Origin of the sequence: Actinomadura sp. 9N407, assembly GCF_044326315.1 — a bacterium.
Classification (GTDB): Bacteria; Actinomycetota; Actinomycetes; order Streptosporangiales; family Streptosporangiaceae; genus Spirillospora.
The window spans coordinates 102126-128951 of record NZ_JBIRAW010000001.1; the positions used below are offsets into that span (position 1 = coordinate 102126).

Annotated in this window: 18 protein-coding genes; 9 read left to right on the plus strand and 9 right to left on the minus strand. The window is 69.2% G+C overall.

Features of this window, described 5'->3' with window-relative positions; genetic code table 11:
* The first annotated feature begins 4 nt into the window (after window positions 1-4).
* Window positions 5-2590, plus strand: a complete 2586-nt coding sequence (locus ACH34Q_RS00475) for a hypothetical protein (RefSeq protein WP_395980643.1) — start codon at window positions 5-7, stop codon at window positions 2588-2590.
* 92 nt (window positions 2591-2682) lie between these two features.
* On the opposite strand, the gene ACH34Q_RS00480 is transcribed toward ACH34Q_RS00475, so the two are convergent.
* From ACH34Q_RS00480 to ACH34Q_RS00495, 4 genes are all read right to left on the minus strand, one after another.
* Window positions 2683-3885, minus strand: a complete 1203-nt coding sequence (locus ACH34Q_RS00480) for a globin domain-containing protein (protein ID WP_395980644.1) — start codon at window positions 3883-3885, stop codon at window positions 2683-2685.
* Between the two features lie 77 nt (window positions 3886-3962).
* On the minus strand, window positions 3963-4397 hold the full coding sequence (locus ACH34Q_RS00485) for an RrF2 family transcriptional regulator (RefSeq protein ID WP_395980645.1): 435 nt from the start codon (window positions 4395-4397) through the stop codon (window positions 3963-3965).
* 77 nt (window positions 4398-4474) lie between these two features.
* Entirely contained in the window at window positions 4475-5404 is a 930-nt protein-coding gene (locus ACH34Q_RS00490) for a hypothetical protein (protein WP_395980646.1), read from the minus strand.
* A 272-nt stretch (window positions 5405-5676) separates the two neighbouring features.
* Window positions 5677-6372 carry a class I SAM-dependent methyltransferase gene (locus ACH34Q_RS00495; protein WP_395980647.1) on the minus strand — a complete coding sequence of 232 codons (696 nt, stop codon included), beginning with the start codon at window positions 6370-6372 and terminating at the stop codon, window positions 5677-5679.
* Between the two features lie 390 nt (window positions 6373-6762).
* On the opposite strand from ACH34Q_RS00495, the gene ACH34Q_RS00500 reads away from it, so the two are divergent.
* The 3 genes from ACH34Q_RS00500 to ACH34Q_RS00510 all read left to right on the plus strand — a co-directional run bounded on the left by ACH34Q_RS00500 (window position 6763) and on the right by ACH34Q_RS00510 (window position 9564).
* On the plus strand, window positions 6763-7734 hold the full coding sequence (locus ACH34Q_RS00500; protein WP_395980648.1) for an ATP-binding cassette domain-containing protein: 972 nt from the start codon (window positions 6763-6765) through the stop codon (window positions 7732-7734).
* Complete coding sequence (locus tag ACH34Q_RS00505; protein ID WP_395980649.1) at window positions 7731-8555, plus strand: ABC transporter permease; 825 nt, start codon at window positions 7731-7733, stop codon at window positions 8553-8555. Before ACH34Q_RS00500 ends, ACH34Q_RS00505 begins: the two co-directional genes overlap by 4 nt.
* Window positions 8556-8802: 247 nt before the next feature.
* Window positions 8803-9564, plus strand: a complete 762-nt coding sequence (locus ACH34Q_RS00510) for a hypothetical protein (RefSeq protein ID WP_395980650.1) — start codon at window positions 8803-8805, stop codon at window positions 9562-9564.
* Between the two features lie 137 nt (window positions 9565-9701).
* Here ACH34Q_RS00510 and ACH34Q_RS00515 read toward each other — a convergent pair whose 3' ends face one another.
* Window positions 9702-10610: a serine/threonine-protein kinase gene (locus ACH34Q_RS00515; protein ID WP_395980651.1), complete on the minus strand. Its 909-nt coding sequence runs from the start codon at window positions 10608-10610 to the stop codon at window positions 9702-9704.
* A 216-nt stretch (window positions 10611-10826) separates the two neighbouring features.
* Window positions 10827-12806, minus strand: coding sequence for an N-6 DNA methylase (locus tag ACH34Q_RS00520; RefSeq protein ID WP_395980652.1), 1980 nt, complete (start codon window positions 12804-12806; stop codon window positions 10827-10829).
* A 188-nt stretch (window positions 12807-12994) separates the two neighbouring features.
* On the opposite strand from ACH34Q_RS00520, the gene ACH34Q_RS00525 reads away from it, so the two are divergent.
* Together ACH34Q_RS00525 and ACH34Q_RS00530 are read left to right on the plus strand one after the other, a co-directional pair.
* Window positions 12995-13345 (plus strand): nucleotide pyrophosphohydrolase, encoded by a 351-nt coding sequence (locus ACH34Q_RS00525; protein ID WP_395980653.1) that lies wholly within the window; start codon window positions 12995-12997, stop codon window positions 13343-13345.
* A gap of 48 nt (window positions 13346-13393) precedes the next feature.
* Entirely contained in the window at window positions 13394-13948 is a 555-nt protein-coding gene (locus ACH34Q_RS00530) for a hypothetical protein (RefSeq protein ID WP_395980654.1), read from the plus strand.
* A gap of 103 nt (window positions 13949-14051) precedes the next feature.
* On the opposite strand, the gene ACH34Q_RS00535 is transcribed toward ACH34Q_RS00530, so the two are convergent.
* Window positions 14052-14729: an NERD domain-containing protein gene (locus ACH34Q_RS00535; protein ID WP_395980655.1), complete on the minus strand. Its 678-nt coding sequence runs from the start codon at window positions 14727-14729 to the stop codon at window positions 14052-14054.
* Between the two features lie 568 nt (window positions 14730-15297).
* Here ACH34Q_RS00535 and ACH34Q_RS00540 point away from each other — a divergent pair.
* Together ACH34Q_RS00540 and ACH34Q_RS00545 are read left to right on the plus strand one after the other, a co-directional pair.
* The gene (locus ACH34Q_RS00540) at window positions 15298-18090 is read left to right on the plus strand and encodes an AAA domain-containing protein (protein WP_395980656.1); all 2793 of its coding nucleotides are present in this window, start codon (window positions 15298-15300) and stop codon (window positions 18088-18090) included.
* Window positions 18091-18186: 96 nt separating this feature from the next.
* A complete protein-coding gene (locus ACH34Q_RS00545; protein WP_395980657.1) occupies window positions 18187-23682 on the plus strand; it encodes a DUF3320 domain-containing protein in 5496 nt (1831 codons plus the stop codon).
* Window positions 23683-23689: 7 nt separating this feature from the next.
* On the opposite strand, the gene ACH34Q_RS00550 is transcribed toward ACH34Q_RS00545, so the two are convergent.
* Window positions 23690-24292, minus strand: a complete 603-nt coding sequence (locus tag ACH34Q_RS00550) for an ATP-dependent Clp protease proteolytic subunit (protein ID WP_395980658.1) — start codon at window positions 24290-24292, stop codon at window positions 23690-23692.
* 84 nt (window positions 24293-24376) lie between these two features.
* Here ACH34Q_RS00550 and ACH34Q_RS00555 point away from each other — a divergent pair, with 84 nt between their 5' ends.
* The gene (locus ACH34Q_RS00555) at window positions 24377-25321 is read left to right on the plus strand and encodes a LysR family transcriptional regulator (protein ID WP_395980659.1); all 945 of its coding nucleotides are present in this window, start codon (window positions 24377-24379) and stop codon (window positions 25319-25321) included.
* Here ACH34Q_RS00555 and ACH34Q_RS00560 read toward each other — a convergent pair.
* Window positions 25310-26791: a PQQ-binding-like beta-propeller repeat protein gene (locus ACH34Q_RS00560; protein WP_395980660.1), complete on the minus strand. Its 1482-nt coding sequence runs from the start codon at window positions 26789-26791 to the stop codon at window positions 25310-25312. The two genes, ACH34Q_RS00555 and ACH34Q_RS00560, sit on opposite strands and share 12 nt — an antisense overlap.
* Between the last annotated feature and the right edge of the window lie 35 nt (window positions 26792-26826).

A 26826-nucleotide genomic window follows, 5' to 3' on the forward strand; every position in this document is an offset into this window, starting at 1 on the left:
AGGCATGTCCGATCGGAAGGCGATCATCGCTGGGGAGCAGCGCGCGGTGGACCACGCGTACGACTGTCACGAGCGAATGTTCCAAGAGAACCGCGAGAGGCTCGGCAAGCCCAACGAGACCACCGACGACCGGGCGGGCACGTCGTTCATCACCGATGCCTCCCGGGAGGTCCGGTTCGCAAGTGACCTTGGCCCTGAGGCCCTGGTCACAATGCGGGTCGATGTCACTGAGGACGATGCGGAACAGACCTGGTACATCGGGCGGCGCACCGTCAAGGACCCGGCGTCGCGCCGCATCGTGATCAGCTGGAAGGCGCCGCTGGCCACCGAGTGGATGACCAGGCATCCGAACGACCCGGGCGAGGTACTGCTCCGGCGGAGCCTGCGCTGCGACGGGCGGGTGGTCAAGGACTACCGGGACGACATCCGCGTGGTCGCCGACCGGTCCGCGACCGACGGGTTCGCCGAAGCGGCGGTGTCGGCGCCGGACCCGGAGACCGCCGGCACGGTGATCGCAGGCCTGCGGGACTTCCTCTTGGAGGACCTGGAACGGGCCCGTGACGGCAGGATGCGCGACATCGTCGAGACGATCCAGCGCGAGCAGCTCCTGCTGGTCTCCGACCAGCGGCCGGGGCTGCTCGCGGTCCAGGGAGGGCCCGGAACGGGCAAGACCGCGGTCGGGCTGCACCGGATCTCGTGGCTGCTGTTCAACCAGGTCTTCGGCGCGCCGGACGTGCTCGTCGTCGGCCCGCACCAGGGATTTCTCGATCACGTCCGGGACGTGCTGCCCCAACTGGGAACCGACGGCGTGACCATGGTGGAACTGGCGCGTTTGTGGGACGGGGCGCGCGGGGCCGATCCGCTGCCCGCCCGGGTCGTCAAGTCGGACGGGCGCATGGCCGGGGTGCTGCGCCGGGCCGTCGAGGGGCTGGACGGCCGGGACGCGCTCGCGCGGCAGGTCAAGGGGGAGGTCTTCGAGTTCAAGTTCGAGGGAACGAAACTGTCGATCCCGCGCGCCGAACTGGAGTCCCTCCGCGGCATGGACGATTCCGCACCGTACATGGCGAGGCGGCAGCGCTTCGGCAACGATCTCGTCGATCGGCTCTTCCGGCAGTTCACCGAGAACAACCGTGGCTGGCGTAACACCGTCAATCCCCGCAGGCGGCTCGAGCGCCACCCCCGCGTCGTCGGGCTGGTCGGTTCCGTGTGGCCGGCGATCAGTCCGGAACAGGTTCTCCGCGACCTTGTCACCGACCCGGGAACCCTGCGTACGGCCGCGGCCGATCTGCTGAGCGAAGACGAGCAGAAGGCCATGCTGCGCCCCCGGGCCGACCGCATGGCCGACGAGCCCTGGTCGCCGGAGGACCGGGTCTGCCTTGAGGAGCTGCGGCTGCTGCTGAGCGGGGAGGCGCCTCCGCGATACCGCCACGTCGTCATCGACGAGGCCCAGGATCTGACGCCGATGCAGGCGCGTTCCCTGGCCCGGCGCTGCCCCGGCGGGTCCATGACCGTGCTGGGGGACCTCGCACAGGCGACGGGGGTCCATCGGTACGGCGACTGGCGTGAGGTGGCCGATCTGCTCGCCCCCCAGGCGGACCTACATCTGGAGGAGCTCACCGTCGGCTACCGCGTACCGCACGAAGTGATGGAGTTCGCCGCGCCCCTCGCGGCCAGGGTCGCCCCGCACACGGCCCTCCCCCGGTCGATCCGCCCGGCGGGTGAGGACGCGGTCTCCCTCGTGCCTGTCGGCTCCGCGGCCCTCTTGGACGAGGCCTCGGACCGCGCGGAACGGCTGGACGAAGCGCGCTCGGTGGCCGTGATCGTGCCCGACGCGATGCTGGAGGACGCACGACGGACGAAGCTGCCGAACGCCATCCCGGCGCGCGAGGCCAAGGGGCTGGAGTTCGACCATGTGATCCTCGTCGAGCCGGCCCTGATCGCCGCGCAGGAGCCCGCAGGGCTCGGGCAGCTCTATGTCGCGGCCACCCGCTGCACCCGGTCGTTGACGATCGTTCACTCCGAGCCCATTCCCGGCGAGTTCACGCCCGGCGAGCCGATCCCGGGCGAGTCGATCCCTGACGAGTCGATCCCTGACGAGTCGATGCCCTCTCGCGAGGGCGAGGAGGCCACGACCATGACGGAGTCGGACGCGACCGCCCCGGCGGAGCCGTTCCAGGCGTTCATCTCGACACTGGAGGAGGCCGTACGCGAAGAACGCCGATGCCACGTACACGAGCACGTGCGGCACAGTCTGATCGCCGAGCTCTACCGCGCCCAGTTGGTCCCCGTCGCGGACTCCCCCACCGCGGACATCGTCTGCGACACAGAGCGCGGCAGGGTGTTGTACGAGGTGCTCGGCGAAGGCGCTCACACCTACCGCCGCATGCGGGAGGCGGTCCTGCGCCTTCTGGAGGTACAGCACGCGGAGGGGGAACGAGCCGACCACACGTACATCGTCCTGCCACAGGAGCCCGAAGAGGACTGGGCGGCCGAAATGCTGTACGAGGCGTTCGGAGTGTCGGTCATCTGGCGTACTGCCGACGGCTGGAATGGTCACCGCCTTCCGAAGGCTCTCGACGAAGGTAGATGACCGAGAGGTCGTCCAACGTTCCTCCGGACGCCGTTCCGTGCGCGCCTCCGGGCGCGGACGAACGGCGTCCGGAGGCGAAGACGGCGCGGGACTCAGCCGGCGTCGGCGAGCCAGAGGTCGGGGCCGAAGACCTCGTAGTGGATGCGGGAGGCGGGGACGCCGCGTTCGAGGAGCCCGCCTCGGACCGACTTCATGAACGGGACCGGCCCGCACAGGTAGGCGCGGGTGCCGTCCGGGATGTCGATGCGTGAGATGTCGGCCAGGCCGGTGTACCCGGACGGCCTCGGGCTCTCAGGGGCCTCGTACCAGACGTGGACGTCGGCATGCGGGAGCTTGCCGGCGAGCAGTTCCAGCTCGGTACGGAACGGATGGGTGCTTTCGGCGCGGTCGGCGTGCACGACGGTCACGCGCCGTTCGGAACCGGTCGCGGCGAGGTGGGCGAGCATGCTGATGGTCTGGGTGCTGCCGATGCCGGCCGAGGCCAGCAGCACGGGGGCGTCGGTCTCGTCGAGCACGGTGTCGCCGAACGGGTCGCTGACCGACAGCGTGTCCCCATCACGAACGTTGGCGTGCAACCAGTTGGAGACCTCGCCGTCCGGAGCGGCCTCGATGCCGGCGACGCGCTTCACCGAGATCCAGCGGTCCGTTCCGTTGGGCGCGCAGGAGAGGCTGTACTGGCGGATCTGGTTGGCGCCGTCGGGCAGGGGGCAGCGGACCGAGACGTACTGCCCGGGAAGGAACGGGGGGCTCGGGACCCGGTCGGCGGGGCGGAGCATGAACGTGGCCACGTCGGCGGTCTCTTCCAGGCGTCCGACCACTTTCCAGTCTCGCCACACGTCTCCCTGGGCGACGCCCGCCTGCGCGTACAGCCGGGCTTCCATGGCGATCAGGGCACCGGCCATCAGCCAGTACACCTCGTCCCAGGCCGCGGCGACCTCCGGGGTGACCGCGTCCCCGAGCACTTCGGCGATGGCGGCGAACAGGTGGCGCTGGACGATCGTGTACTGGTCGGGGGTGATGCCCAGGGAGGCGTGCTTGTGCGCGATGCGCGCGAGCATCGCGTCGGGGCGGCGGTCGGGATGCTCCAGGAGCAGGGTGGCGAACGCGGCGATGGAGCCGGCCAGCGCTTTGGCCTGCGCGCCGTCCGCCTGGTTACCTCGGTTGAACAGGTCGCGGAGCAGTTCGGGGTGGGCGGCGAACATCCTGCGGTAGAAGTCCGAGGTGATCTGGTCGATCGCGGCACCGACGGCCGGCAGGGTGGCGCGGACGACGGTTGCGGACGGTGCGGACAGCATCGGGAGCGACCTCCAAATTGGCATCTGAGATTCTTATTATCTCGATGGGGTCGGCCCGGCCGCATCCGGGGGTAGGGCTACCTCCTGAGCAACTGGACGAGCACCGGGCGCACGGGCCCGTCCACCAGGTCCCGTACGGTCATCGGGTCCAGCACCTGATAGAACGCCTCCTGCGCGGTCTGCAAGGCCATCCGCAACCGGCAGGCCGAGCGCAGCGGGCACGGCGGCAGGTCCTCGCAGCCGACCACGTCCCCATGACCTTCCAGCTCACGCACCATCCAGCCGACCGACGCGTCCAGCCCGCGGCCGGTCAGCACGAGCCCGCCGCCGCGCCCGCGCCTGGCCTCCAGCACGCCCATCCGCTGCAGCCGGCTCACGACCTTGGCGACATGGGTGTACGGGGCGCCCACCGCCTCCGCCACCTGCCGCGAGGTCGGCGTCTCCCCTTCGTCCAGGACCGCGAGCCGCATCGAGACCCGCAGCGCCAGATCGGTGAATTTCGTCAGCCGCATCTGGTTACTTTACTCACACTTCACATGCCGATTTAACCCTCAGCGCATATCTGATCGACATCGTGTAGCGGGCGGGCTCAGCGCGGGCACCCCTGGAAGACGCCGAGGACCGATCCCCCGGCGGACAGCTGCACGTCGAGCCCGCCGGCCCTCGCCACCAGCATGCCCTCGTGCCGTCCGCTCTGGAGGGAGAAGACCGTTCCTTGCCCGCCTTCAGGGAGGGTGAACGTCCTGGTTCCCGCTAGGGCCAGCACCCCCATGGAGTGCCAGCGGTCCTCACCGGTCGGACCGTACACCCGGGCCTGCCCCCTCGATCCAGGGCAGGGAATGATCACCGGTTCCTCCTGGATTCCCAGGGCGGAGCCGAGCCCCAGGGCTCGGGTCATCTCACCGACCCGGCGAATCGTTCGCTCATCCCGTTCCGCTTCGCGTGGGAGCGCGGTGGCCTGGTCGGCGACATGCGGCGTGCCGATACCCACGTCCAGGGACCACCCCTCCCTGCCGGACGTGACTTCGAGCGCGATGTCCTCACTCACCTTGAAGCGCGACTTGCCCGTATCCGCCTTCAGCGAGGGATACCGGGTGGCCAGCCGCGAGGCCAGCGTCCGGCGATATCCCTCAGCCTTTCCCTGGCCGACGATGATCGTGCCCTCGGCTCCCAGCCGGTCGTTCGAATCGGCCCTGGACACTCGCCGCGCGAGCCTGATGTCCGCCACCGGTCCCGGCGCACCCGACAGCGCGTCCACCAAGGCGGTGTCGATCCGCCGGGCAAGGGACGCCGCTTCCGTACGGGTCGTACCGTTCGCCCAGGCGTCGCCGTCGTTCATCGGCTCGTACAGCTCCGCCTTCACCCCGGTCAGCGCCCCTCCTGTGAGCAGTGTGGGCACCAGCCAGCCCGCGATCAGACCCGCCCCTGCCCCAGGCGCCCGGCGCCAGAACCGCGGCAGGCACAGCACCGCGCCCACCCCGGCGGTCAGCACGCAGGCCAGGATCGTGGCGGTCAGCACGCTGCCTGTCCCAGGGGGTGGCGGGATGCTCTCCGTCTGGGGAGCCAGACCCCTGGAGAGAACCCACCAGAGCCTCGGGAGCGCAAAACCGAACACCACGATGAGCGCGCCGAAGAACCCGCTCAGGGCAAGGAGCGGCCAGAACCGCCTGGCCGGGGAGCGACGGGCGGGGGGCGTTGTAACCATGGCGACGATCCTCGCTTTCCCCTGCCCGCCGTGCATGAGTACGCGTACTCATGCACGGCGGTCCGACGGCGCAACGGCCGTGGTGCTCAGGACGGGCGGCGGGGCTTGCGGGCTCTGATCGCCAGGGTGACCGGGGTCGGCTCGCCGCCCTCGGCGAACCGTTCGAGCGCCAGGCCTGCGTCGAGGAACGCGTGCAGCAGCTCGGGCAGTGGCCGGTGCGTGGCGCCGACCTTGGCGCGTACGCCCCGGTCGGTCCAGGATTCCTTGGTCCAGTGGCCGTCGATGTAGCCCGGGCGGATCACCACCGCGTCAAGGTCGCTGCGGTCGGCGAATCCGCCACAGAAGCACGGATGCACGCCGACGTGCAGGAAGACGCCGCCGGGGCGCAGGACCCTGGCCACCTCCCCCAGTACGGCGGGGTACGCGGGCATGTCGGTGTGGACCATCATCGCGATCACGGCGGGCAGGGAACCGTCCCGGAACGGCAGCCGCCCGGCATCGGCCCGGGCGATGGGGAGACGGCTCCGGGCGTACCGCAGCATGCCGGCGGACACGTCGATGCCGAGGGGAGTCCAGCCCAATTCGCGGACTTGGGCGGCGTGCACTCCCGTACCGCATCCGATCTCCAGACAGGGTCCGTCGCCCTCCTGGAGGAGGTCACGCAAGATGGGATCCAGGTCGAGTGGATTGCCGTCGCGCGCCTTTGTTCGGGTGTCCTGTCCGTGCAGGAATTCCTCCTCGTACCAGTCGGCGATCTCGTCGTAGGCAGCGGTCTGCGCCATTGGATCTCCCTAGGTCGCGGGACGTCTTTCGAGACTAGCCCGGGACCCGGCCGCAGGCCATCCGGCAGCCCTCAGCCGCACGTCAGACGTCTGCCGGGCCGGCCGTACGCCTTCAAGGTGCGGCCATCGCGGGGTGACCTGCCAATACGTCCCATGACAGCATTAATTGAATTCCGTCAACGCCAAAAGCGATATAAGTTTCTCTTCGGTAATTTACGGAGAATGCTTTACGTTCATGCCCGCCGCGGGTTAGGCTCCCGAGCATCCGCGGTGCGCTGCGGGTTCGCCCGGGTTCCCGGGCCGCCACTCCATCGACCGGCCATTGATGGAGCGAGAACGGCCGCCATGGGGCGGCGCCGGCACATTCATTCGCACTCCCAGGAGCTGTCTGTGCATTCACGACCCATTTTCGCGATAGAGGCATCGGGCCTGGTGAAGGCCTTCGGGAAGGTCCGGGCGGTGGACGGGATCGACCTCGCCGTTCCGGCCGGCACCGTGCACGGATTCCTCGGCCCCAACGGCGCCGGCAAGACCACCGCCGTGCGGATACTGGCCACGCTGCTGCGGCCGGACGCCGGGACCGCCCGCATCTTCGGGCACGACGTACGGCACGAGCGCGCCCAGGTACGCCGGAGGGTCAGCCTGACCGGGCAGTTCACCTCGGTCGACGAGGGGCTCACCGGAATGGAGAACCTCGTCCTGGTCGGGCGCCTGCTGGGACGTTCCTGGACGGGCGCCCGTGCTCGGGCCGCCGAACTGCTGGCGGCGTTCGAGTTGGACGAGGCCGCGAACCGGCTGGTCAAGGGCTACTCGGGCGGGATGCGCCGCCGGCTGGACATCGCCGCGGGCATCGTGGTGACCCCGGACCTGCTGTTCCTGGACGAACCGACCGCCGGGCTCGATCCGCGCAGCCGCAACGAGGTCTGGGACATCGTCCGGGCGCTCGTCGCGGCGGGCACCACGGTGCTGCTGACCACGCAGTACCTGGACGAGGCCGATCAGCTCGCGGACCGGATCACCGTCATCGACCGCGGCAAGGTGATCGCGGAGGGCACGCCCGCCGAACTGAAGGCCTCGGTCGGTACCGGCACGCTGCACGTACGGGTCCTGGATCCGGAACGGCGCCCGGAGGCCGAGCGGCTGCTCGCCCGGGAACTCCAGGTCCCGGTGCACCTGGAGGCCGCACCGGTCGCACTGTCGGCGCAGGTCAGCGACCTGGACAGGATCGCGCGGGCGCTCACCGAACTGTCCCGCGCCGAACTGGATGTCACCGATTTCACGCTCGGCCGGCCCAGCCTGGACGAGGTCTTCCTGGCACTGACCGGACACCGTACGCCGCCCGAGAAGGAGGACGCCGCGTGACCACACCGACCACGGCCCCGACGCTGCACCATGCCCTGTCGGCCCGCTCGCATCCGAAGCCGCCGAACGCCCTGTCGGCGTCGCTCACCCACTTCTGGCGGGCGATGCTGGCGTTCAAGCACTTCCCCCAGCAGCTCATCGACATGGTGATGTTCCCGTTCATCTTCCTGCTGGTGTTCACCTACCTTTTCGGCGGGGCGATCAGCGGATCGACGAAGGAGTACCTGCAACTCTTCGTCCCGGGCATCCTCGTCCAGACGCTGGTCATGCTGTCGGTCTACACGGGGACATCGCTCAACACCGACATCACCAAGGGCGTCCACGACCGCTTCCGTACGCTGCCGTTCTGGCAGCCCGCCAGTATCATGGGGAACGTCCTGGGCGATCTCGTCCGGTACACGATCGCGCTGAGCATCACGTTCCTGCTCGGGCTGGTGCTGGGCTTCCGGCCGGACGGACCGGCAGGCGTGCTGCTGACCTTGCCGGTCCTGCTGTACTTCGCGTTCGCGGTCAGCTGGATCTTCACCGCGCTCGGCGTCGTGGTGGCCAAGCCAGAGACGGTGTCCTCCACCAGCATGATCCTGGTCTTTCCGCTGGTCTTCGCCAGCAACATCTTCGTACCGGAGACGACCATGCCCGGCTGGATGGAGGCGTTCGTCGATCTCAACCCGATCTCGCACGCGACCACGGCCGCGCGCGGCCTGCTGCTCGGGACGGCCCAGGCCACCGACATCATCCTGGTACTGGCGACCTCGACCGCGCTCATCGCGCTCTTCGGCCCGCTGACCATGCGCCTGTACGCGAGAAAGACGAGACGCTGACGCGGGCCGGCGTTCGGGAGACTTCGCGTCCACACCATGCGCGGGAAGTTCGGTCATCAACCCGCCGAGCCGTCCGGCGACCTGACCCGATGAAGAGCCGATGAGGATTCCCTCATCTATCGCGCCACGCCTCCGCGCTGGTCGTCCGTCCGCCGGCGCGGTGAGCGGCCTCCTGATGACGGAAGGGCACTAATGGCGCGACTTCCTGGACAGAGTCCCTCATAAGAGACGGATAGCTTCCCCGGCCATGACTCAACAGACCGCGCCGGAGCGGCCGCCCGGGACCTGCCCGGGATCCGATGGTCCACTCGCCGTACCGCGGCACCCGTTCGTACGAGGCGCGCTGCTGGCGGCGGCCGCCGCGACCGGTTGCCTCATCGTCGTCGATCTGGGGATCAGGACCTTTCACGAGTACGTGGCGGCGGTACCGGCGCTGCGCCTGATCTTCAACGTCGGCACGGAAGGCAACCTGGCGACATGGTGGAACACCGCTCTGCTCCTCTCGGTGGCGGGCACGGCGCTGGTGGCCGCAGCGCTCAGCGGCCGTACGGCGCGTCCCGGCCGGCGCTCGTGGCTGGGCCTGGCGCTGGCCGCAGCATGGCTGAGCATCGACGAATCCGCGCAGGTGCACGAACGCCTCGCGGGACCCGGGAACGACTGGGCCCGTGAGCACGGCATCACGCTGCCGACCTACGCCTGGATCCTGCCGGGCAGCCTGCTCGCGGTCGCCGGAACCGTGTGCGCCGTGCTCTGGGCGCGGCGGCTGCCGCCCGACGTACGCCGTGGCCTGCTCGGCGCGCTGGCCGCCTACTTCTCGGGCGCGCTCGCGGTCGAGGCGTTCAACGGGTGGGCGAAGCGGCAGGGCGCCGACGCCGTCTACGCGCTCGGTACGAGCGTCGAGGAGGGACTGGAGATGGGTGCGTGCCTGATGGTGCTGGCCACGCTCGCCAAGGTCGTGCTCCTCGTCCAGGACCCGATCTCGGACCGGCTCATAGTGCGCCTGCGCTGACCACCAATGTCCACCCGCTCCCGGACGGCGTCCTCCTCGTTGACTCGTGGCGTGTTCGCCTCTGGCGTCGCCCAGTGAGGCGAACACGCCACGAGTCAACGTAGGCGGCGACGCGGTGAAGGTTCGTGGTCACCGCACTAGCCGAGCGCGGCCACGGCGGTGGCGTAGAGGCGGGCCGGGTCGTCCGTGCGGGCGTCGACGAAGCCGGGCAACGGCGGCAACGTTTTGACCAGGGGCAGCAGCCGGGCACATACCTGAACGGCGTTCGCGGGACGATGGCCTGGGTCCTTGGCGAGCAGCTCGCGCAGCAGCTCGTCCAGCACTACGGGGACCTCCTCGCGAATCTCCCGTACGGACGGGGCAGGCTCGGCCACATGGCGGCCGATCTCCCTGAACGTATTGCCGGACGCGAAGACGCGTTCACCTGCCAGCAACTCGTACAGCAGGCAGCCGACGGAGTACAGGTCGCTGCGAGCGTCGGCGGGATCGCCTTCGGCGAGTTCGGGGGCCATGTAGAGGGCGGTACCGGGGGTCTGGCCCGTCCAGGTGATCGCGGAGAGGCCGGCACCGCCGTCGGAGGCGGCGGCCAGCCCGAAGTCGGCGACCTTGACGGTCCCGTTGCGGCCGAGCAGGACGTTGGCGGGCTTGAGATCGCGGTGGACGAGCGAGGCGGCATGGGCGGCGGCCAGCGCGGCGCACAGCTGGGCCCCGATCGCGGCGGCCCACGGCACCGGAACCTGCTGGACCTCCCCGATCAGATCGTCGAGCGTGGCACCCGAGATCAGCTCCATCACCAGGAACAGGTCGTCGGGGCCGTCGTCGCCGAAGTCGTACAGGACGGGGACACCGGGATGGCGCACCCGCCCGAGCACGCGGGCCTCGCGGAAGAACCGGCGGCGGGCCTCGTCATCGGGCGGCCGGCCGTTCCCGCGGATCAGCTTGATCGCGACGTCCCGGTTGAGGCGCTCGTCCCGGCCCTCCCAGACCTCCCCCATCGTTCCGGCGCCGATGCCCCTGACCTTGGTGTACCGCTCGACGATCCGCACTGTTCTCCCTACACGCGGTCAATATGTACCTTGACCCAGTGTCCTCCCTGTGTGCCCGGAGTGACCACCGTGCGCCCGGAGTGACCGCACCAGGCGGGTCAGGAGACCGAGCAGGAAGGCGAAAGATGAGAAGTCCGGCCGCTGCCCGTCCGGGCCCCGCGTTCCGCCGCGTCATAGGACGCCCATCGTCATGACGCCCGGCGTGTGCGGGAAGGGTCAGGGGCGGAGGGCGCCGTCGCCCAGGCCGTCGAGGCTGAGGCCGAGGAGCTCAAGGCCCGTGTCGGAGACCTTGCGGAGCGCGGACTCGAAGGCGGCCAGGCCGGTGAAGGCCTCGCCGTAGCGGCGCTGCTGATCGAGCGGGAGGCGGGGCAGGCGTGCGCGGCGTACGTCCAGGCGGTTGGACGCGCTGGAGCCGCGGGCCGCGACCGCGCGGGCCGCGATGTGCAGGAAGCCGGCGATGAACTCGGGCTCGAAGTGGTCGGGATCGGCGCGTACGAGATAGAGGTGCGGGCCCAGCGCGGCGCCCTCCTCCTTGCCGGTGACGACCCGGGGTACGGCGCCGCGGGCCGTCGCGAGGGTCACCACGTCGCCCTGCTGGAGCAGGACGTGGCCGGGGTCCTCCTCCGTACGGCCGGACGGGGGGCTCTCGGAGATCACGTCCTGGACGGTCAGCACGGGTACGCCGCCGGTCTCGGTCTCCATCTTCAGCGGCGCCTGGTGGAGGGAGAGGATGCCGGCCTTGGCGTGGTCGCCGAACGTTCCGGCCGACAGCGGCTGCTCGTCCACGTCCTCCAGGGAGGGCAGCGCCTGGCGGAGGCCCGAGAGCAGGTCTTCGGCCTCGGTACGTACCGTGGTGAACCGCCGGTCGGCGACCCGCTGGACGTGCCGGCCGGGATCGAGGTCCACCTCGTCGTCGAGCAGGTCGATGATGCGCACGGCACGGCCGACGCCGGGCTCGTCGTACTCGGCGGACGGGTCGCGCTGGAACCGCTGCCAGGCCGCCAGGGCGCGTTCGGCGAAGTCCTCGCGGTCGGCGGTGCTCACCATCAGGATGTGATCGACGCGGGGATCGCCGGGCGCGGGCCTGCGCATGATCCACACCGACAGCGGGACGGCCATGTTGGGCACCGCGCCCACCGGCAGCCCGAACACGCCGCGCAGTACGCCGCTGCGCAGCAGCTGACCGCGGATCCGGCGGCCCGATCTGCGGTTGGCGGCGGCCGGGGGCATCAGCAGGATCACCATGCCGCCGGGCCGGGCGTGCGCCAGCGCGTGCTGTGCCCAGGCCAGCTCGGACTCCATCCGCGGCGGCAGCCCATACTCCCACCGGGGATCGGCGATCAGCTCGTCATAGCCCCAGTTGCGGTCGTTGAACGGCGGATTGGTGACCACCAGATCGGCCTGGACCTCGGGAAAGGCGTCCTGGCGCAGCGAGTCGCCCGCGCGGATGACGGCGTCGCCGGTCTGCAGGGCCAGCCTGACCGCGGTGATCCGCGCCGTGGCCTCGTCGGCCTCCTGGCCGAGCAGCTCCCTGGCCTCCAGCGACTCCAGCCCGCCCAGCAGGAAGCCGCCCGATCCGCACGCGGGGTCGAACAGCGTCTCGGCCTCGTCGCCGGCCAGTTCCAGGACGAGCCGTACGATCGCCTCGGGCGTCTCGTACACGCGCCGCTTGTGCAGCTCGAAGTAGCGCTGCCGCAGGAACTCGAACGCTTCGGGAGCGCCCCGTTCCTTCGCCAGATCGGCCAGGCCCCGCGCGAGCGGAACGTGCCCCGGCTCCAGCGCGGGCGGGAACACCTCGTCGGCCGGCAGGCCCGTCGCGGCGGCCCGTACCGCGTCCGGTAGCTCCTTGACGAGCTTGTCATCGGCGTGCGCGGCGAGCTTGTGCCACTCTCGCGGCTCGCGGTGGGTGAACAGCAGGAAGGCGCCCGCGAACAGCAGCACGTCGGCCAGCGGCACCTGGTCGGCGGCCCGGCGCAGGTCCTGCCACAGGTGCTCGCCGGACGACTCGCGTTCGAGCTTGCCCTGGGCGCCGAGCCACTCGCGGATCTCGGACAGGGAGAACGACGGGCTCGTCGCGGTGCCGCCCACCGGCTCGGGAAAGTCGTCATGTCGCCGCCGCCAGTTACTCACCGCGGCCCGGCCCACCCCAGCGAGGCGGGCGATGTCGGCGGCGGTCACCGTCGCATCAGGCTGCACGTCAACTCCCAGGTCGTGCGCCACCCCGGAGGTCACGCGTGAACATAACGCTACCGCAGCGTACTGTAACCGACCAACGCCGTGTCGGTAATGGTTGATTTAATCAACAACTACCCCGGGCTCGTTCCTGGGACGCGCTTGTGAATGACGTAGCCGCGGGCCACGGCGGCCAGGCATAGCCTGGCCCGATGCGAGAAGACCTGGCGGCACGGCTCCGGCAGTTCGCGGCCGAACGGGACTGGGAACAGTTCCACACGCCCAAGAACCTGGCCATGGCACTGAGCGGCGAGGCGGGCGAACTGGTCGCCGAATTCCAGTGGCTCACCCCCGCGGAATCCGCGAACGTCATGGCCGATCCCGAAGCCGGCCCTCGCGTACGGGCGGAGATGGCCGACGTCTTCCTCTACCTGACCAGGCTCGCCGACGTCCTCGGCGTCGACCTGGCCGAGGCCGCCCACGACAAACTCGACGAGGGCGAACGCCGCTACGACGCCGAAACGTACCGGGGCACGATCCGCAAAGCCCCTCCCCTCCCCTGACCGCCTCATCCATCATGGGGCCGAAGTCCCCGAAGCGAGGACGGCGGCATGAGGATCTCCCGTTCACCTCAGGTCAGCGATGCCCGCACTCAGGCCGACTCCGTCACCACCGCCACATTCAACGAACTCGGCACACAATCGTGGCTCCACCACGAGGGACAGGCTCTGGACGAGTGCAGTTCCACTGCGGCCTTCCTCTCGCTAGGAGAGTGGGGTCCGGTGGAATGCCGCCGTACGGCCACGTACTACTTCACGGTCGAAGAGGACCTGTGCCGTTCGGTCGAACGCTTGCACCGCAGGCTCGGGGAGGCCGGCTGGTCGTCGCCCCCACCCTCCTGCGGCCAGGACGACTCTGCCCAGCAATGCGGAAACGAGCCCCGGGGCGTATACGGCCTGAAGAAGCCCGCGCAAAAGAATTCGTACGGCATCCCGAGAACGGAATGGGGCGACCATTCCTGCCCACCATCGGGCAACGACAACGCCGCCACTCGCGTCAAGCCCCTCAATGATGCGGAAGGGGTGTTCCGGGTGGAATATCGCCCCCTTGATATCCGTACCCTCGCCGCCCGTGTCCTGAAGCCCGGCACATTCCTACCTCAGTGACCATAACCATCGATTACCACCCTGAACGGGACATCGAAGTAGGCCCGAGACCCTTGCTGCCGGGTGTTCGGTGGCCCAGTCGTGGCCGTACCCTTTCCCGGCCTCAACTTGAGTCGTTCAAGACCTCATGAACCGAGTGGGCTCCGCCAGCACCACCAGTGCGCCGTCGAAGTCGGCCAGGCGAGCGGCGAGAGTCGCGGTGGCAAGACGTTCGCTGGGGCTCGCTCTCAGGCGACCGCTCCAGCAGATCCCGCCAGATCCAGGGCAGCCCGCTGTCGACCCCGTCACGGCCGAACACGCGGGTGCGCTGCACCTCGCCCAGTTCCGAGACCAGCCCGGGGTCCGTCAGGAGGATCGCGGGTTCGATCCTCGGAGTCCTGACGCCCGGCTTCCCGATCTTCTGATCGGCCCACAGGAGCCGCTGTCTCAGCTCTTTGGGCTTCCAATCGAGAAGGGGAAGGGGGCTCTTGAGCCCACGGACACGGTCACTTCCGTGGAACCGCCAGGTCCATTTTCTGTTTACGACCCGGCCGGAATGGCCTTTGAGTTCGAGAAGGTATATGCCTCCTGGGGTAGTGGCCAGGAGGTCACACTCGCGTACGCCCCGACGGTGCGATGGACGAGAGAATGACCAGGCGCGGTACGGTTTTACCGCGGGCAGGCGCTTCTTGGTGTGATCGAGGCCGTCCCGTTCCCACGGGTATTTGGATCTGCGTTCCTGGAACCAGCATGGTGAGGACAGCGACGGCGGCTCGATGAGGGGCTCACCGGATGCTGGCACCTTTCACTCCCGTTCGCCTGCCACTCCCCTCAATATTGATCCAGATGTTAGCCACGTCACGCTGGATTCTCTCTCTCCCCCCCGCTGGCCAATGACGGGCAGATATCCCCGCTCGCCATTATCCCACCTCGATTATCGAACACATGAACGAGATTGTTCAGTTTCGGATTTCCGTGCTCTGCGTTCTGGACGAGAACCTAATCGGACGAGCGCTCGCAGGACGAACGCAAAGTAGTCAATCGCATGACGTTGAGTCAATGAACCGGTAACGTCGAAGCCCGGCCCACGCGCAGCGAAGGGAGTCGCGGTGACCGAGAGCCGCGCCATGCCGTACCCGATTCCCGAGTTGCTCCGAGCGGTCCGGGCCGAGATCCGAGCACTGCTGAACCACGACAAGAGCAGCGCCGAGAAGGTGGCGCTTCACGAGGGACGGCATATACGCCAGGTCGGCGACCAGCGTGAGTACCTCTTCTCGTGCAAGAAGTGGAACGAGGCGTTCGGAGTCAGGGACGTGCTGATCCGGCGGTCCCGGTCGAAGGACCCCTGGGCGCCCGCGGACGTCCAGCGGATGCCCGATGGCAAGGTCCGCGTCCAGACAGGCGCCGACCTGGGCTCTCCGCCGTTGAACGTCCAGTTGACGGAGGACGACACCGCGAACATGGAAGTCTTGGCCGAGCGCCTTGAGCAGGCCGGTGGAACGGATTCGGCCATCGATCCCAAGATGGCGGGATTGCTGATCGGTCAGGGCCGTCCGCGAGTCGGCCGGTGCGATGACACCGACCGGCTGGTCCGCGGGTACCGCGACCGGAGGCTGAACCCTCGGCAGCGGCATGCCATCGAGCAGGCGCTCGGCAGCGAGGCCAGCTTCATCTGGGGGCCGCCTGGAACGGGCAAGACGGAGGTCGTGGCCACCGTGGTCGAGGGTTGCTACCGGCAGGGCCTGCGCGTGCTCTTCCTGGCTCCGACTCATGTGGCGGTCGATCAGGCCCTGCACCGGATGTGCGATCTCCTGTCCGCCGAAGACGGGTTCGACGCGGGGCTGGTCCAGCGGGCCGGAGACATCGCGGTCCCCTCGCTCGCGGCCAAGTACGGAGAGCAGATCAACCCCGATCTGATCGCCGACCGGCTCGCCACATCGCTGGACGCGCAGATCGGCCGGCTGACCACGGACCTGGCACCCCTCGCCGCCGGTATCACCCGGCACGAGGAGGCGGCCGCCGCCTCGGTCGACCGGAAACGGCTACGTGACCTCGTCGATTCTCTGGACGCGACCGCCGACGAAGCCGAGAGCGAGGCGTATACCGCGTCCTTCAACGCTCAGCGCATCCGGCAGGAGATCGGCCGTGTCGGCGCCTCCACAGGACTGTTCGCAGCCAGGAAGGAGGCAAGGCTCCGGAGCCTGCACGCCGAGCTCGCCAACGCTGACTACGCATACGAGACGTTCAGCCGCCGGGCTGATGGCGCGCGCCAGGACCGAAGCCGCTGTGCCGCCGACCTGGAGGCGGTGGAGGCCAGGCTTCGTCCGCTCTTGGAGACAGTGAGCGTGCTCCCGGCGATCGGACGGCTCCAGGCGGAGGCCGAGCGCCTCCAGCGGCAGTTGAAGCAAATGCGGGACGAGCGGCAGAAGGTCGCCCAGGCGGTCCGGAGCCGCTGCCGGGTCATGGGGACGACCGTGCCCAAAGCCGTGCAGTCGCGCGCGCTGATGAGTACCGTCGACGTGGTGGTCATCGACGAGGCCGGCATGGTGAACCTCCCCTCGGCATGGTGCGCGGCGGGCCTGGCCGGAAAGCGCCTCGTGGTGGCGGGTGACTTTCGCCAGTTGCCCGCCGTCACTCATGGTTCGGGCGACTGGAAGGCGTCGTCGGAGGACAAGACGCACTCGCGGTTCTGGATGGACCGCGACGCGTTCCACGCCGCGGGACTGGTCGACCAGCAAGGGGGCGCGATCCGCGACGACCCTCGGATGATCTCGCTGAACGAGCAGTACCGCATGCGCCCGGCGATCTGTTCCCTGGTGAACGAGGTCGCCTATCCCGACTCTCCTCTCCGGACCGGTCGGCCGGACGGCAGCCGGTTGCCCCGTTCGCCGCTCATCGAGAGCCCGCTGGTGCTGGTGGACACCTCCAGCCGGGTGCTGAACGGCACGGGCCGGGAAGCGCACAAATCCAACCCGGTCCATGAAGCGGCGGTCCACGAGTTGATCCGGGGGCTCCAGTACGACACGGTCCTGCCCGCCCGCAAATGGAAGGATCTGCCTGAGGGGGAACGGCCGACCGACAGGCTCGCCGTCATCTCCCCGTACCGGAACCAGAAGAAGGCACTCAACGCCAGCCTGACCTACAGGTTCGGGTCCACCTACGAAGGGCTGGTGGACACCGTCCACCGCTTCCAGGGCAGCGAACGGCCCCTTGTCGTCATCGACATGGTCGCGGGCGCCGGGGCCAAGCTGGGGCAGTTCTACGAGGGCACCGGCCTGTCGTCCGCGACCTGTCGTTTGCTGAACGTGGCGTTGAGCCGCGCGCAGGACCATCTCGTTGTGGTCGCCAACGTCGATTTCATGCTCAATGCGCTGGGGCAGGGCAGCGAGGCCGGCAAGATGCTGCACCATCTCCAGCGGCACGCGCAGCGGATTCCGATCGAGGAACTCGTCCCGGTGCGCAGCGCCGCGGATCTCGGGCACCTGGATGCGGAAGAGTTGGCGCGACCGGCGTTCTTCCCTGCGGATGAGGTCGAGCGCGCCGTTGAATGGGACATCTCCCACGCTCGCAGCAGCATCGACATCTACTGCGCGTTCCTCAGTCCTCATCCGGTAAAGCGCTGGTTGCGCCATCTTGCGCCGCGGATCGCCGACGGTGTCCGGGTCACCGTTCACACACGGCGCCATGAGGCCGACACGCGGGAAGCCGACCTCGTCAAGACGCTCGAAACGTCCGGTTGCCAGGTCACGGCACGCGAACGGATGCACGAGAAGGTGATGATCCTCGATGACACCGTGCTGTGGCACGGCTCCCTCAACCTTCTGGCGCACAGCGGGTCCACCGACCTGATGATGCGCATCACCGACCCCGCATCATGCACGCGTGTTCGCCACATCGTGGAACGCGCCCGAATGGATCGTCCTGCGCGTACACCATGGAAACCTCGGTCCGGGACGGCCAACGAGAGGCCGGATTCCGCTCCGTCGGACATCGCCCCGGGGACCGTGGCCGACGGCCGGCTCTACCTGGCCGTCCCATTCGGAGAGAAGGACGATGCCAGGCGCCTTGCAAAAGCACGCTGGGATGGGAAGCTCAGGCTCTGGCACGTCGACGCGAACACACCGCGGGATCGCATTCGGCGATGGCTCCCTCACGACGCGTGACAGGCGCCGCATCGCAACCCCACCTGCGTAATCCGGCGATACCGGCACAGCGTCCCAGTCTTGCCTGCACCACCATCGGAAATCACGGGGAAGCCAATGCCCACTGAGCTGCCACGCACCCAGCTTCGGAACGTCCTGCACGCGTGGCGCGACGATCTGATCGACCTCACCGGGCGCAACCGGCTGCTGAACTTCCGGCATACCAGGACGGCCACCCTGGCGATCCGGGAGCCGTCCGCCGGTCCCCTCCTGGCCGGGCTCGACACCGGGTGGCGCTTCGCCGACCTCCCCGAAGCCGAAGCAGAGGAGGGGAACGGCGACGAGGCGGAAGGCGGAGCGCCTGCTGAGCGACCGGATCTGCCGTACCTTCACCCCGCACAAACCGATGACATCGTCACGCAGAAGACCACCCAGCAGGCATTGAACTCCTCGCTGCGCAAGCTCTACCGCGACTCCAACCAGGTGTTCAATGACACCGGCCTCTGGACGCTCCAGCTTGCCGCGGGCTTCCTCCGGTGGCGCGATCCGGGCGCCGAGGCGTTCAACTCCGCTCCCCTGCTGCTGGTTCCGGCACAGCTGGAGCGACTGGGCCCGGGAAGGTACCGGCTGATCGCCGAGGAGGGCGAGGACGCGGTCCCGAACCCCGCCCTGGCCGTCAAGATGGCCCAGCTCGATCTCGCCTGGCCCGCGGCGGACGACATGAAGGACCTTGACAGCACGCTGACGCTCGTCGGGGACGCGATCGCCGGACAGTCCGGCTGGGAGATCATCGAGGACGTCGTGCTCGCCACGTTCCGGTCCCACAAGGAGGCGATGTACCGGGACCTGCTCGATCACGAGGACACGATCCTCGCGCATCCGCTGGTGCAGGCGATCGGTCTCGGGCCGCAATCCGAACTGCCCGACGACGCATTGTCCTTCGAGCCGGTCGACTCGCACCGGATCGATGAGCTCCAGCCGCCGGAGGAGACGCCCCTCGTCCTGGACGCCGATTCATCGCAGCGCCAGTGCGTCGCCGCGGCTCTGGGCGGTCACTCGTTCGTCATGGACGGGCCGCCCGGCACGGGCAAGAGCCAGACGATCGCCAACATCATTGCGGCACTGATGCACCAGGGGCGCAGCATCCTCTTCGTCAGCGAGAAGGCGGCGGCGTTGGACGTGGTCCGCAATCGGCTGAAGGCGGTGGGGCTGGACTCCTTCCTGCTTCCCCTGCACAGTCACCATGCCAGCCGCAAGGAGGTGGCGAAGGAGCTCGGCCGTGCGCTGACGCTGCAGCCGCGTGCCATGCGTACGAGTTCGGACGAGAGCCGGCGGCTGCTGCGGCGGAAGCGGGAGCAGCTCTCGGCCTATGCCGCCGCGATGAACGAGGAGCGCCCGCCGTTCGACGCCTCGATGCACGAGGTGATCGGCCGGGTGAGCGCGCTGACCGACGTACCGCTGCTCCCGACCGGACTTCCCTCGGATCTGCAGAATGCCTCCATGGAGGAGATCCTGGCCGCGGCCAGGATGGCAGGTGACTCGTGGCGGCCGGTGGTCGAGGGCACGGAGTTTCCCTGGTACGGCCTCAAGAGCGCGGCGTCTCCTCATGGCCGTTTGCGCATGGTCGTAGAATGCGCGGAATCGCTGCGGCGACGGCTGGCGGCACACGCCCCGCTCACCGAGCCGATGGGCCTGACCGCGCCGCGGGACACCGAGCGGGTGCTGGCCCTCTTGGACGCGGCCTCCGAGCGTCCGCCGATCCCGGACGGGTGGCTCTCGACGTCGGATCTGCACGAGCTCCGCCAGAAGGTCGATGACTTCATCTCGCGCGTCACCGAACTCCGAACGGCCCGCTCGCAAGTCATGTCGGACGTCGGTCCCGAGTGGGACCTGCTGCCGGCCGGGCTCGGCACAGGGGTGCCCGCAGATGAAGGACGGCTCATGGAGCTGGCTCCCGAAGGGCTCGCCCTCGCGTCGCTGACGGCATCCCAGGCACGCCGCCTGGCCGATGACTTCCGGGCCACGGCGGCGATGCTGCGGCAAACGCGCTCGTCCCTGGCCGACGTCGCGGCCGCGTACGGCATGCCGGCGCCCCGGACGGCCGATCAGGCGCTCACGCTGTGTTCACTCACCGACTTCGCCCGCGCCGAGCACCGGCCGGAGTCCGCCTGGTTCAGTGCCACAGGTTGGGCCGCCGCCGCCCAGGCCGCGAGCGAACTCCAGAATCGGCTCGCTGCCCTGGCCGCGGCCAAGGCCGCCACCGGCGAGGCCTTCACCGAGGGGATCCTGAGCGTCCCGGACTTCCCGGCCGTGGCCGGACGTGTCATCGAGACGCACGGGCTGGGCAGGCTTTCCGGGGCGCACCGGGCCGACCGGCGCATGCTCGGTGCCCTGACGCACTCCGGTGAGTGGCACAAGTCCGTCGTGAACCGGCTGCCTCAGGCGATCGCCTGGCACGAGGCAGATCAGGCGCTCCGCTATGCCGTCTCCATCCATGCTCCGGCGCTCGGCCGCTACTGGCAGGGCGACCGCACGGCCTTCTCACTCATCGGGGGCCTGCTGGAGAGCGCCCGGCGAATCAGCCAGGCGTCCGCGAACCTCCAGGACGGCACGGCACTCCTGCGGCAGGTCGGCGCCGACGGGCGGCCGGACCTCGACATCTGCGCTCTGGGCCAGGAGATCCGCGACCGTATCGGCCAGTGGCGATCCACCCTGGTTCCGGCGCCGCGTCCCGGCGGCCGTACCAGGCTCGGCCTGGAGCCGCTGGAGGATGCCGCCACCTGGTACGCGGCCCATGTGGACCCGCTCGAGGCCGCCGCACAACTGATGGAGACCGTGCAGGCCGCATCCGCGCAAGACGGCGAACCGACCCTCGCACAAGCACGGCACATGATCCAGCGAGTACACGCCCTGCGCGGCGAACTTCGGATGTTCGAGGTCCGGTCGGGTGCGGACGCGATGGTCTTGCGCGTGTTCTACGACGGCCTGGAAACCGATCTCGACGCTCTCCGGAAGGCTCTTGACTGGGTCGCCTCCGTACGTTCGGAAGGCACCCCGATCCCGGAGGAGGCCGCCACTGCGCTGCTCGGCGAACGGCCCGACGACGAACTGCGCAGGTCGTGGAACGCCTTCCGTGCGGCGGCGGCAGACTTCACACTGCTCTTCGACGACTCCCGCCGGAGCCTCCTTCTTCGGCTCACGGGCTCTTTCGCCGAACTCGGCCAGGAGACGGACCGGCTGGCCGTGGACGAGTCCGGACCAGACGAATGGCGCTCCTTGCGCGAGGCGCGGGCCGTCTTGCAGCGGTACGGACTGGCGGGCCTGATCGACCGTGCCGCCGAGCAGGGCCTGCCCGGTGAGACGTTCGCCCGCGTCATGGAACGCGCCGTTCTCGAAGCCTGGGTCGAGAACGTGTTCTCGTCGGACCCGCGGCTCAAGCCGGTCCGTGCCGTCGAGCACGACAGGCTCGTCGACGAGTTCCGGACCCTCGACACAGCCCTGGTCGAGAACGCCCATGCCCAGGTCATCGACGCCTGCAACGCCAGGAGGCCGCGTACCGGAGTCGGGCAGGCGGCCATCATCCAGCGCGAGGCCGAGAAGAAGAAAAGGCACATGCCGGTCCGCACCCTCCTGGAGCGAACGGCGGACGTCGTCCCGCTGGTCAAGCCGTGCTTCATGATGAGCCCGCTGACGGTCAGCCAGTTCCTGCCGGCGGGATACCGCTTCGACGTGGTCATCTTCGATGAGGCGTCCCAGGTCCTTCCGCAGGACGCGATCAACTGCGTCTACCGCGGCGATGCCCTCATCGTGGCCGGTGACCAGAAGCAGCTGCCTCCGACGAACTTCTTCGCCCAGTCGGAAGACCAGGACGATGAGTACGACGAGGACGTTCCCGATTCCCACGAGTCTCTGCTCGACATGTGCAAGGCCAGCGGACTGATCCGCAGCCTGTCGCTGCGCTGGCACTACCGCAGCCGCCATGAAGGGCTCATCGCGTTCAGCAACCGGTCGTTCTACGACGGCGATCTGGTGACCTTCCCCGGTGCGCGTGAATCGGGCGGCGACGTCGGGGTCACGTTCACCAAGGTCGCCGGAATCTACGAGCGCGGCCGCACCCGCCGCAATCCGCTGGAGGCCCGTACGGTGGCCGAACGCGTTCTGCACCACTACACGGCCCGTCCCTCGATGAGCCTCGGTGTGGTGGCGATGTCGGAGGCCCAGGCGCAGGCCATCGAGGAAGCCGTCGAGGAAGCCCGCGCCGGGCGTCCGGATCTCGACCGGTACTTCACCGAGGACCGGCTCAACGGCTTCTTCGTGAAGAACCTCGAAACCGTCCAGGGCGACGAGCGCGACGTGATCCTGCTGTCCGTCGGGTACGGCCCCGACCAGAACAACAAGTTCACCATGGCCTTCGGCCCGCTCAACCGTGAGAACGGCTGGCGGCGGCTCAATGTCGCCGTGACCCGCGCCCGGAACCGTGTGGAGGTCATCGCATCGTTCTCGGCGGGCGCCATCCGCGACAGCGACAACAAGAGCCGCAACCACTTCAAGCGCTATCTGGACTACGCCGAACGTGGCCCGCTCGTACTCGAACACGCCCCCGTCACTGATGATGCCGCTCCCGAAAGCCCCTTCGAAGAATCGGTGCTGGCCGTTATGGAAGGCTGGGGTTACGAGGTGCAGCCGCAGGTGGGCGTGAGCGGCTACCGGATCGACATGGCGGTACGGCACCCGGATGCGCCAGGCCGCTTCGCGCTTGGAATCGAGTGCGACGGCGCGATGTATCACTCTTCCAGGGCCGCGCGTGACCGCGACCGGCTCCGGGAATCGGTCCTGTGCGGCCTGGGCTGGGAGCTCTACCGCATCTGGGGAACGGACTGGTACCGCCACAGGAACGAGGCGGAGGAACGTCTTCGTCAGGCGGTCGAAGCCGCGATCGCCCGTCCCATCGGTCCTGCCGAGGAGGAGATCCCTCATTCCGCTGCGCCGGATGACGTGGCTCCACCGGCTGAGACACCCGATACCCCGCGCGTAACGATGGAGACCACTGACGGCGAGCACGAGCGTGCTTGGGCCGCCCGCTACAAGATGGCCCAGCTGGAGTTCACGGCGCCGCCCATGGAAATGCACGTTCCGGAGGCGCGGGAGCTCATGCGCAGGGTCTTCCGCAAGATTCTGGAATTGGAGGCCCCGATCCAGAGTGAACTACTCTTCCGCAGGACTGCGGACGCCTGGGGCGGCAGCCGCATCGGTCCCCGTATCCGCGACAACCTCAGCCTGGCCCTCTCCCAGCTCCTGCAGATGGAGCCCGAAGTCGAACGGAAGGGCGAGACCATCACCCTCCGGGGCAGGGCGGTGGTCGCACGGGAGCCGGCCGACCAGATGATCCGCCGGATCGCCGAGGTGCCGCCGGTGGAGCGGAGAGCGGCGATGCTCGGCGTCATCGGCGAGTCTCCCGGCATCTCGGAGGACGAGCTCACCACCCTCGTGGCGCGGTTCTTCGGCTGGGGCCGCCGCGGCCAGGACATCACCCGGGCGCTCGCCGAGGACATGCGCGCGTTGGTGATCGACGGCCGCATCGAGGGGCTGCCGGACCGGATCACCCTGCTCTGACTACCGGTCAGAGGGTGCGGAGGTCGTTGGCGGAGGTGACGACGTGGTCGACGAAGCCGTAGGCGAGGGCCTCTTCGGCGGTGTAGTAGCGGTCGCGGTCGGAGTCGGCCTCGATGCGTTCGACCGGCTGGCCGGTGTGGAAGGCGATGCGCTCCTGCATGAGCTGCTTGGTGGCGCGCATGTGCTCGGCCTGGATGCGGATGTCGGAGGCCGTTCCGGCGATGCCGCCGGAGGGCTGGTGCATGAGGATCGAGGCGTGCGGCAGGGCGTAGCGCTTGCCGGGAGCGCCGGCGCAGAGGAGGAACTGGCCCATCGAGGCGGTGAAGCCCATGGACAGCGTGGCGACGTCGTTCGGGATGAACTGCATGATGTCGTAGATCGCCATTCCGGCGGTCACGGAGCCGCCGGGCGAGTTGATGTAGAGGTGGATGTCGCGCTGCCGGTCCTCGGCGGAGAGCAGGAGCATCTCGGCGCAGATGCGATTGGAGATCTCGTCGTCGACCTGCCGGCCGAGGACGATGATGCGCTGGCTCAGGAGCCGCTGGAAGACCTGGTCTCCCATGAGGGGTGCGGGGGCCTCGGTGGTACGGGAGTCGATGAGCATCTGCATGGCCCCAGGTAACCGGCAGTGCGGTGGGGGCGTCCAACAGCTTCTCGGGGCGCTTTGACAACCGAGGGTTGTTAATCTCGGGGTATGGAGCCTGATCTTCATGGGATGCGGGCCTTCGTGGCCGCGGCCGATGAGCTGCACTTCGGGCGGGCGGCGGCACGGTTGTTCCTGACGCAGCAGGCGCTGTCCAAGCGGGTGCGGAGGCTTGAGGAGGCACTCGGGGTCTCGCTGTTCCTCCGTACGACGCGCAGTGTCGAGCTGACGAACGTGGGGCGGACCTTCCTGCCGCTTGCGCGGGACGTGCTGGACGCGTACGACGTGGCGGTCGCCGCCGTACGGGAGAGCCCGCTGCGGGTCGACGTCTGGGCCGAACGGTTCACCCCGATGGTGCTGCTGCGTGAGGCCGTCGAGCGTTCGCCCAGGCTGCGGGTGGAGCCCAGCATGCGGCAGGGGCTGGCGAACGCGCTGCCTGCCGTACGGAGCCGGGAGCTGGACGCCGCGTTCGGGCGCGTACAGGACCTCGGGGCGTGGCCGGGCGAGCTGGTTCATCGGCCGGTCGAGGTCGTGTCCTTCGAGGCCTTCGTGGTCGAGGAGCATCCGCTGGCCGGCAGGAGCGTGCTGAGCATCGCCGAGCTGCGGGACGTGGGGGTGGTGATGCCCGATCCGGGCGGGGCCGCCGAATGGCGCGGGTGGCTGGAACGGTTCCGCGACGAGCTCGGCGTGCCGGTGCGGTTCACCGAGCCCGCGCTGGGCGTACGGGACTACGGGGAGCTGATGCGGCGGGAGGGCCGTGCCGTCGTGCTCGCGGAACGCGGCATGGAACTGCCGGGCGATCCGGTGATGCGGCGGATCCGGCTGGTGGAGCCGGTCCCGCTGCACCTGTGGTCGATCACCTGGCACCGCGACAACCGGGATCCCCGGCTGGTACGGCTGCTCGAGGCGTTGCCGTGGCCGGATCCGCCCGGGGAGGGCACCTGGCTGCCCGAGGTGGATCTCGAAGGGTGGGGCCCGAGCCCGTCAGAGGGCTGAGGCGCCCGTCTCCGCGTCGATGGCGTAGAGACGGCCGTCGTCGCTGCGCAGGTAGACGATCCCGTGCGCGGCCGATGGGGTCGACCTCACGGCGCCTCCGGTCTGCATCCGCCAGCGGCGCCGGCGGGTCTCGGTGTCGATGGCGTAGACGCATCCGTCCGCGCTGCCGACGTACACGATGCCTCCGGCCAGTACGGGCGAGGAGTCGAGGCGGGCTCCGACCTCGTGCTTCCAGTACGGGCGTCCCGTGGGCGCGTCCAGGCACCACAGGTTGCCTTCGCAGGTGGTGACGTAGACCGATGTGCCGTCCACTGCGGGAGAGGAGTTGATGGGCTCGTCGGGGGCGAAGCTCCAGTGGAGGAGTCCGGTGAGCGCGTCCATGGCGTACGTACGGCCGCTGTAGGTGCTGACGTAGACGGTGCCCTGGACGACGGCGGCGGAGGCGGCGACCGGGCCGTCCATCGGGACCGTCCAGCAGACGTTGCCGTTGCGGGCGTCCAGTGCCGTCAGGTGCCCAGCCTGGCTGCCCATGTAGACGACGCCGTGGACGACCGCCGGTGAGGACGTGACGGGGCCGTCGCTCTGGTAGCACCAGCGGGGGTCACCGGTGGCGGCGTCGAGCGTCCAGAGCCTGCCGTCCTCGCAGCCGACGTGGACGGCGCCGCCGGCGACGGCGGGCGAGGACAGGACGGGGCCGTCGGTGGCGAAGCGCCAGCGGGACTTGCCGGTGTGCCGGTCGATGGAGTGGACGTACCAGGCCCCGAAGATGAACCCGTCGCCGCTGCCGACGTAGACCGACGTGTCCACGACCGCTGCGGAGGAGTCGACCGTGCCCGCCTGGTAGCGCCAGTTCTCCTCGCCGGTGAAGGCGTCCACGGCGTGCAGGTAACCGCCGCCACCGAGGAAGACCGTGCGGCCTTCGACGACGGGCGAGGATGACGCGGCGCCTATGGCGTTGAAGCTCCAGGGGCGCCACGAGGGCGGCTTGATGCCCGGGGCGTACGTCCCGCTGCGGGAGGGGCCTCCACGGAACATCGCCGTCCGCTCCCCCGGCGGCTCGGCCCGCCGCCAGGCCGCCTCGAGGATCGCCCCGGCCTCGAGGCGGGCCTCGGCCACGATCCGTTCCGCCTCTTGACGGGAGCTCTTGACCAGCTCGTCCGGCTCCGGACCGGTATGGGAGGCGGCGGCGACGCGTTCCCAGGCGCGTACCCAGTCGGTCAGCTCCCCTGGCGGGACACCGCAGGCCTCCACGATGGCCACCAAGGACTCACGCCGCGGGTACCTGTTGCCCTTGAGGATCTCGGCGACGTTGGACTTGGAGACATGGTGCCCCGCCTTGCGCGTGCGGCTCTCGACCTCGCGGTACGAAAGGCCGGCGCGAGCCTGCAGCGTACGGAGCAGCGCGTGCAGCCGGTCGGCATCGGTCACCGCGGACAGGTCCAGGTCTCCGGTGTGCGGCGGAACGTCCACCTCGTCCTCGCCTTCTTCCGCCGACGTGCGGCCAG

Excerpts from the sequence above, each read along its gene's own strand:
- ACH34Q_RS00555 (WP_395980659.1), top strand. The coding sequence starts at position 24,377 with ATGGAGCCTGATCTTCATGGGATGCGGGCCTTCGTGGCCGCGGCCGAT.
- ACH34Q_RS00525 (WP_395980653.1), top strand. The coding sequence starts at position 12,995 with ATGCGAGAAGACCTGGCGGCACGGCTCCGGCAGTTCGCGGCCGAACGG.
- ACH34Q_RS00495 (WP_395980647.1), bottom strand. The coding sequence starts at position 6,372 with ATGGCGCAGACCGCTGCCTACGACGAGATCGCCGACTGGTACGAGGAG.
- ACH34Q_RS00530 (WP_395980654.1), top strand. The coding sequence starts at position 13,394 with ATGAGGATCTCCCGTTCACCTCAGGTCAGCGATGCCCGCACTCAGGCC.
- ACH34Q_RS00475 (WP_395980643.1), top strand. The coding sequence starts at position 5 with ATGTCCGATCGGAAGGCGATCATCGCTGGGGAGCAGCGCGCGGTGGAC.
- ACH34Q_RS00485 (WP_395980645.1), bottom strand. The coding sequence starts at position 4,397 with ATGCGGCTGACGAAATTCACCGATCTGGCGCTGCGGGTCTCGATGCGG.
- ACH34Q_RS00540 (WP_395980656.1), top strand. The coding sequence starts at position 15,298 with ATGCCCGATGGCAAGGTCCGCGTCCAGACAGGCGCCGACCTGGGCTCT.
- ACH34Q_RS00510 (WP_395980650.1), top strand. The coding sequence starts at position 8,803 with ATGACTCAACAGACCGCGCCGGAGCGGCCGCCCGGGACCTGCCCGGGA.
- ACH34Q_RS00550 (WP_395980658.1), bottom strand. The coding sequence starts at position 24,292 with ATGCAGATGCTCATCGACTCCCGTACCACCGAGGCCCCCGCACCCCTC.
- ACH34Q_RS00545 (WP_395980657.1), top strand. The coding sequence starts at position 18,187 with ATGCCCACTGAGCTGCCACGCACCCAGCTTCGGAACGTCCTGCACGCG.
- ACH34Q_RS00480 (WP_395980644.1), bottom strand. The coding sequence starts at position 3,885 with ATGCTGTCCGCACCGTCCGCAACCGTCGTCCGCGCCACCCTGCCGGCC.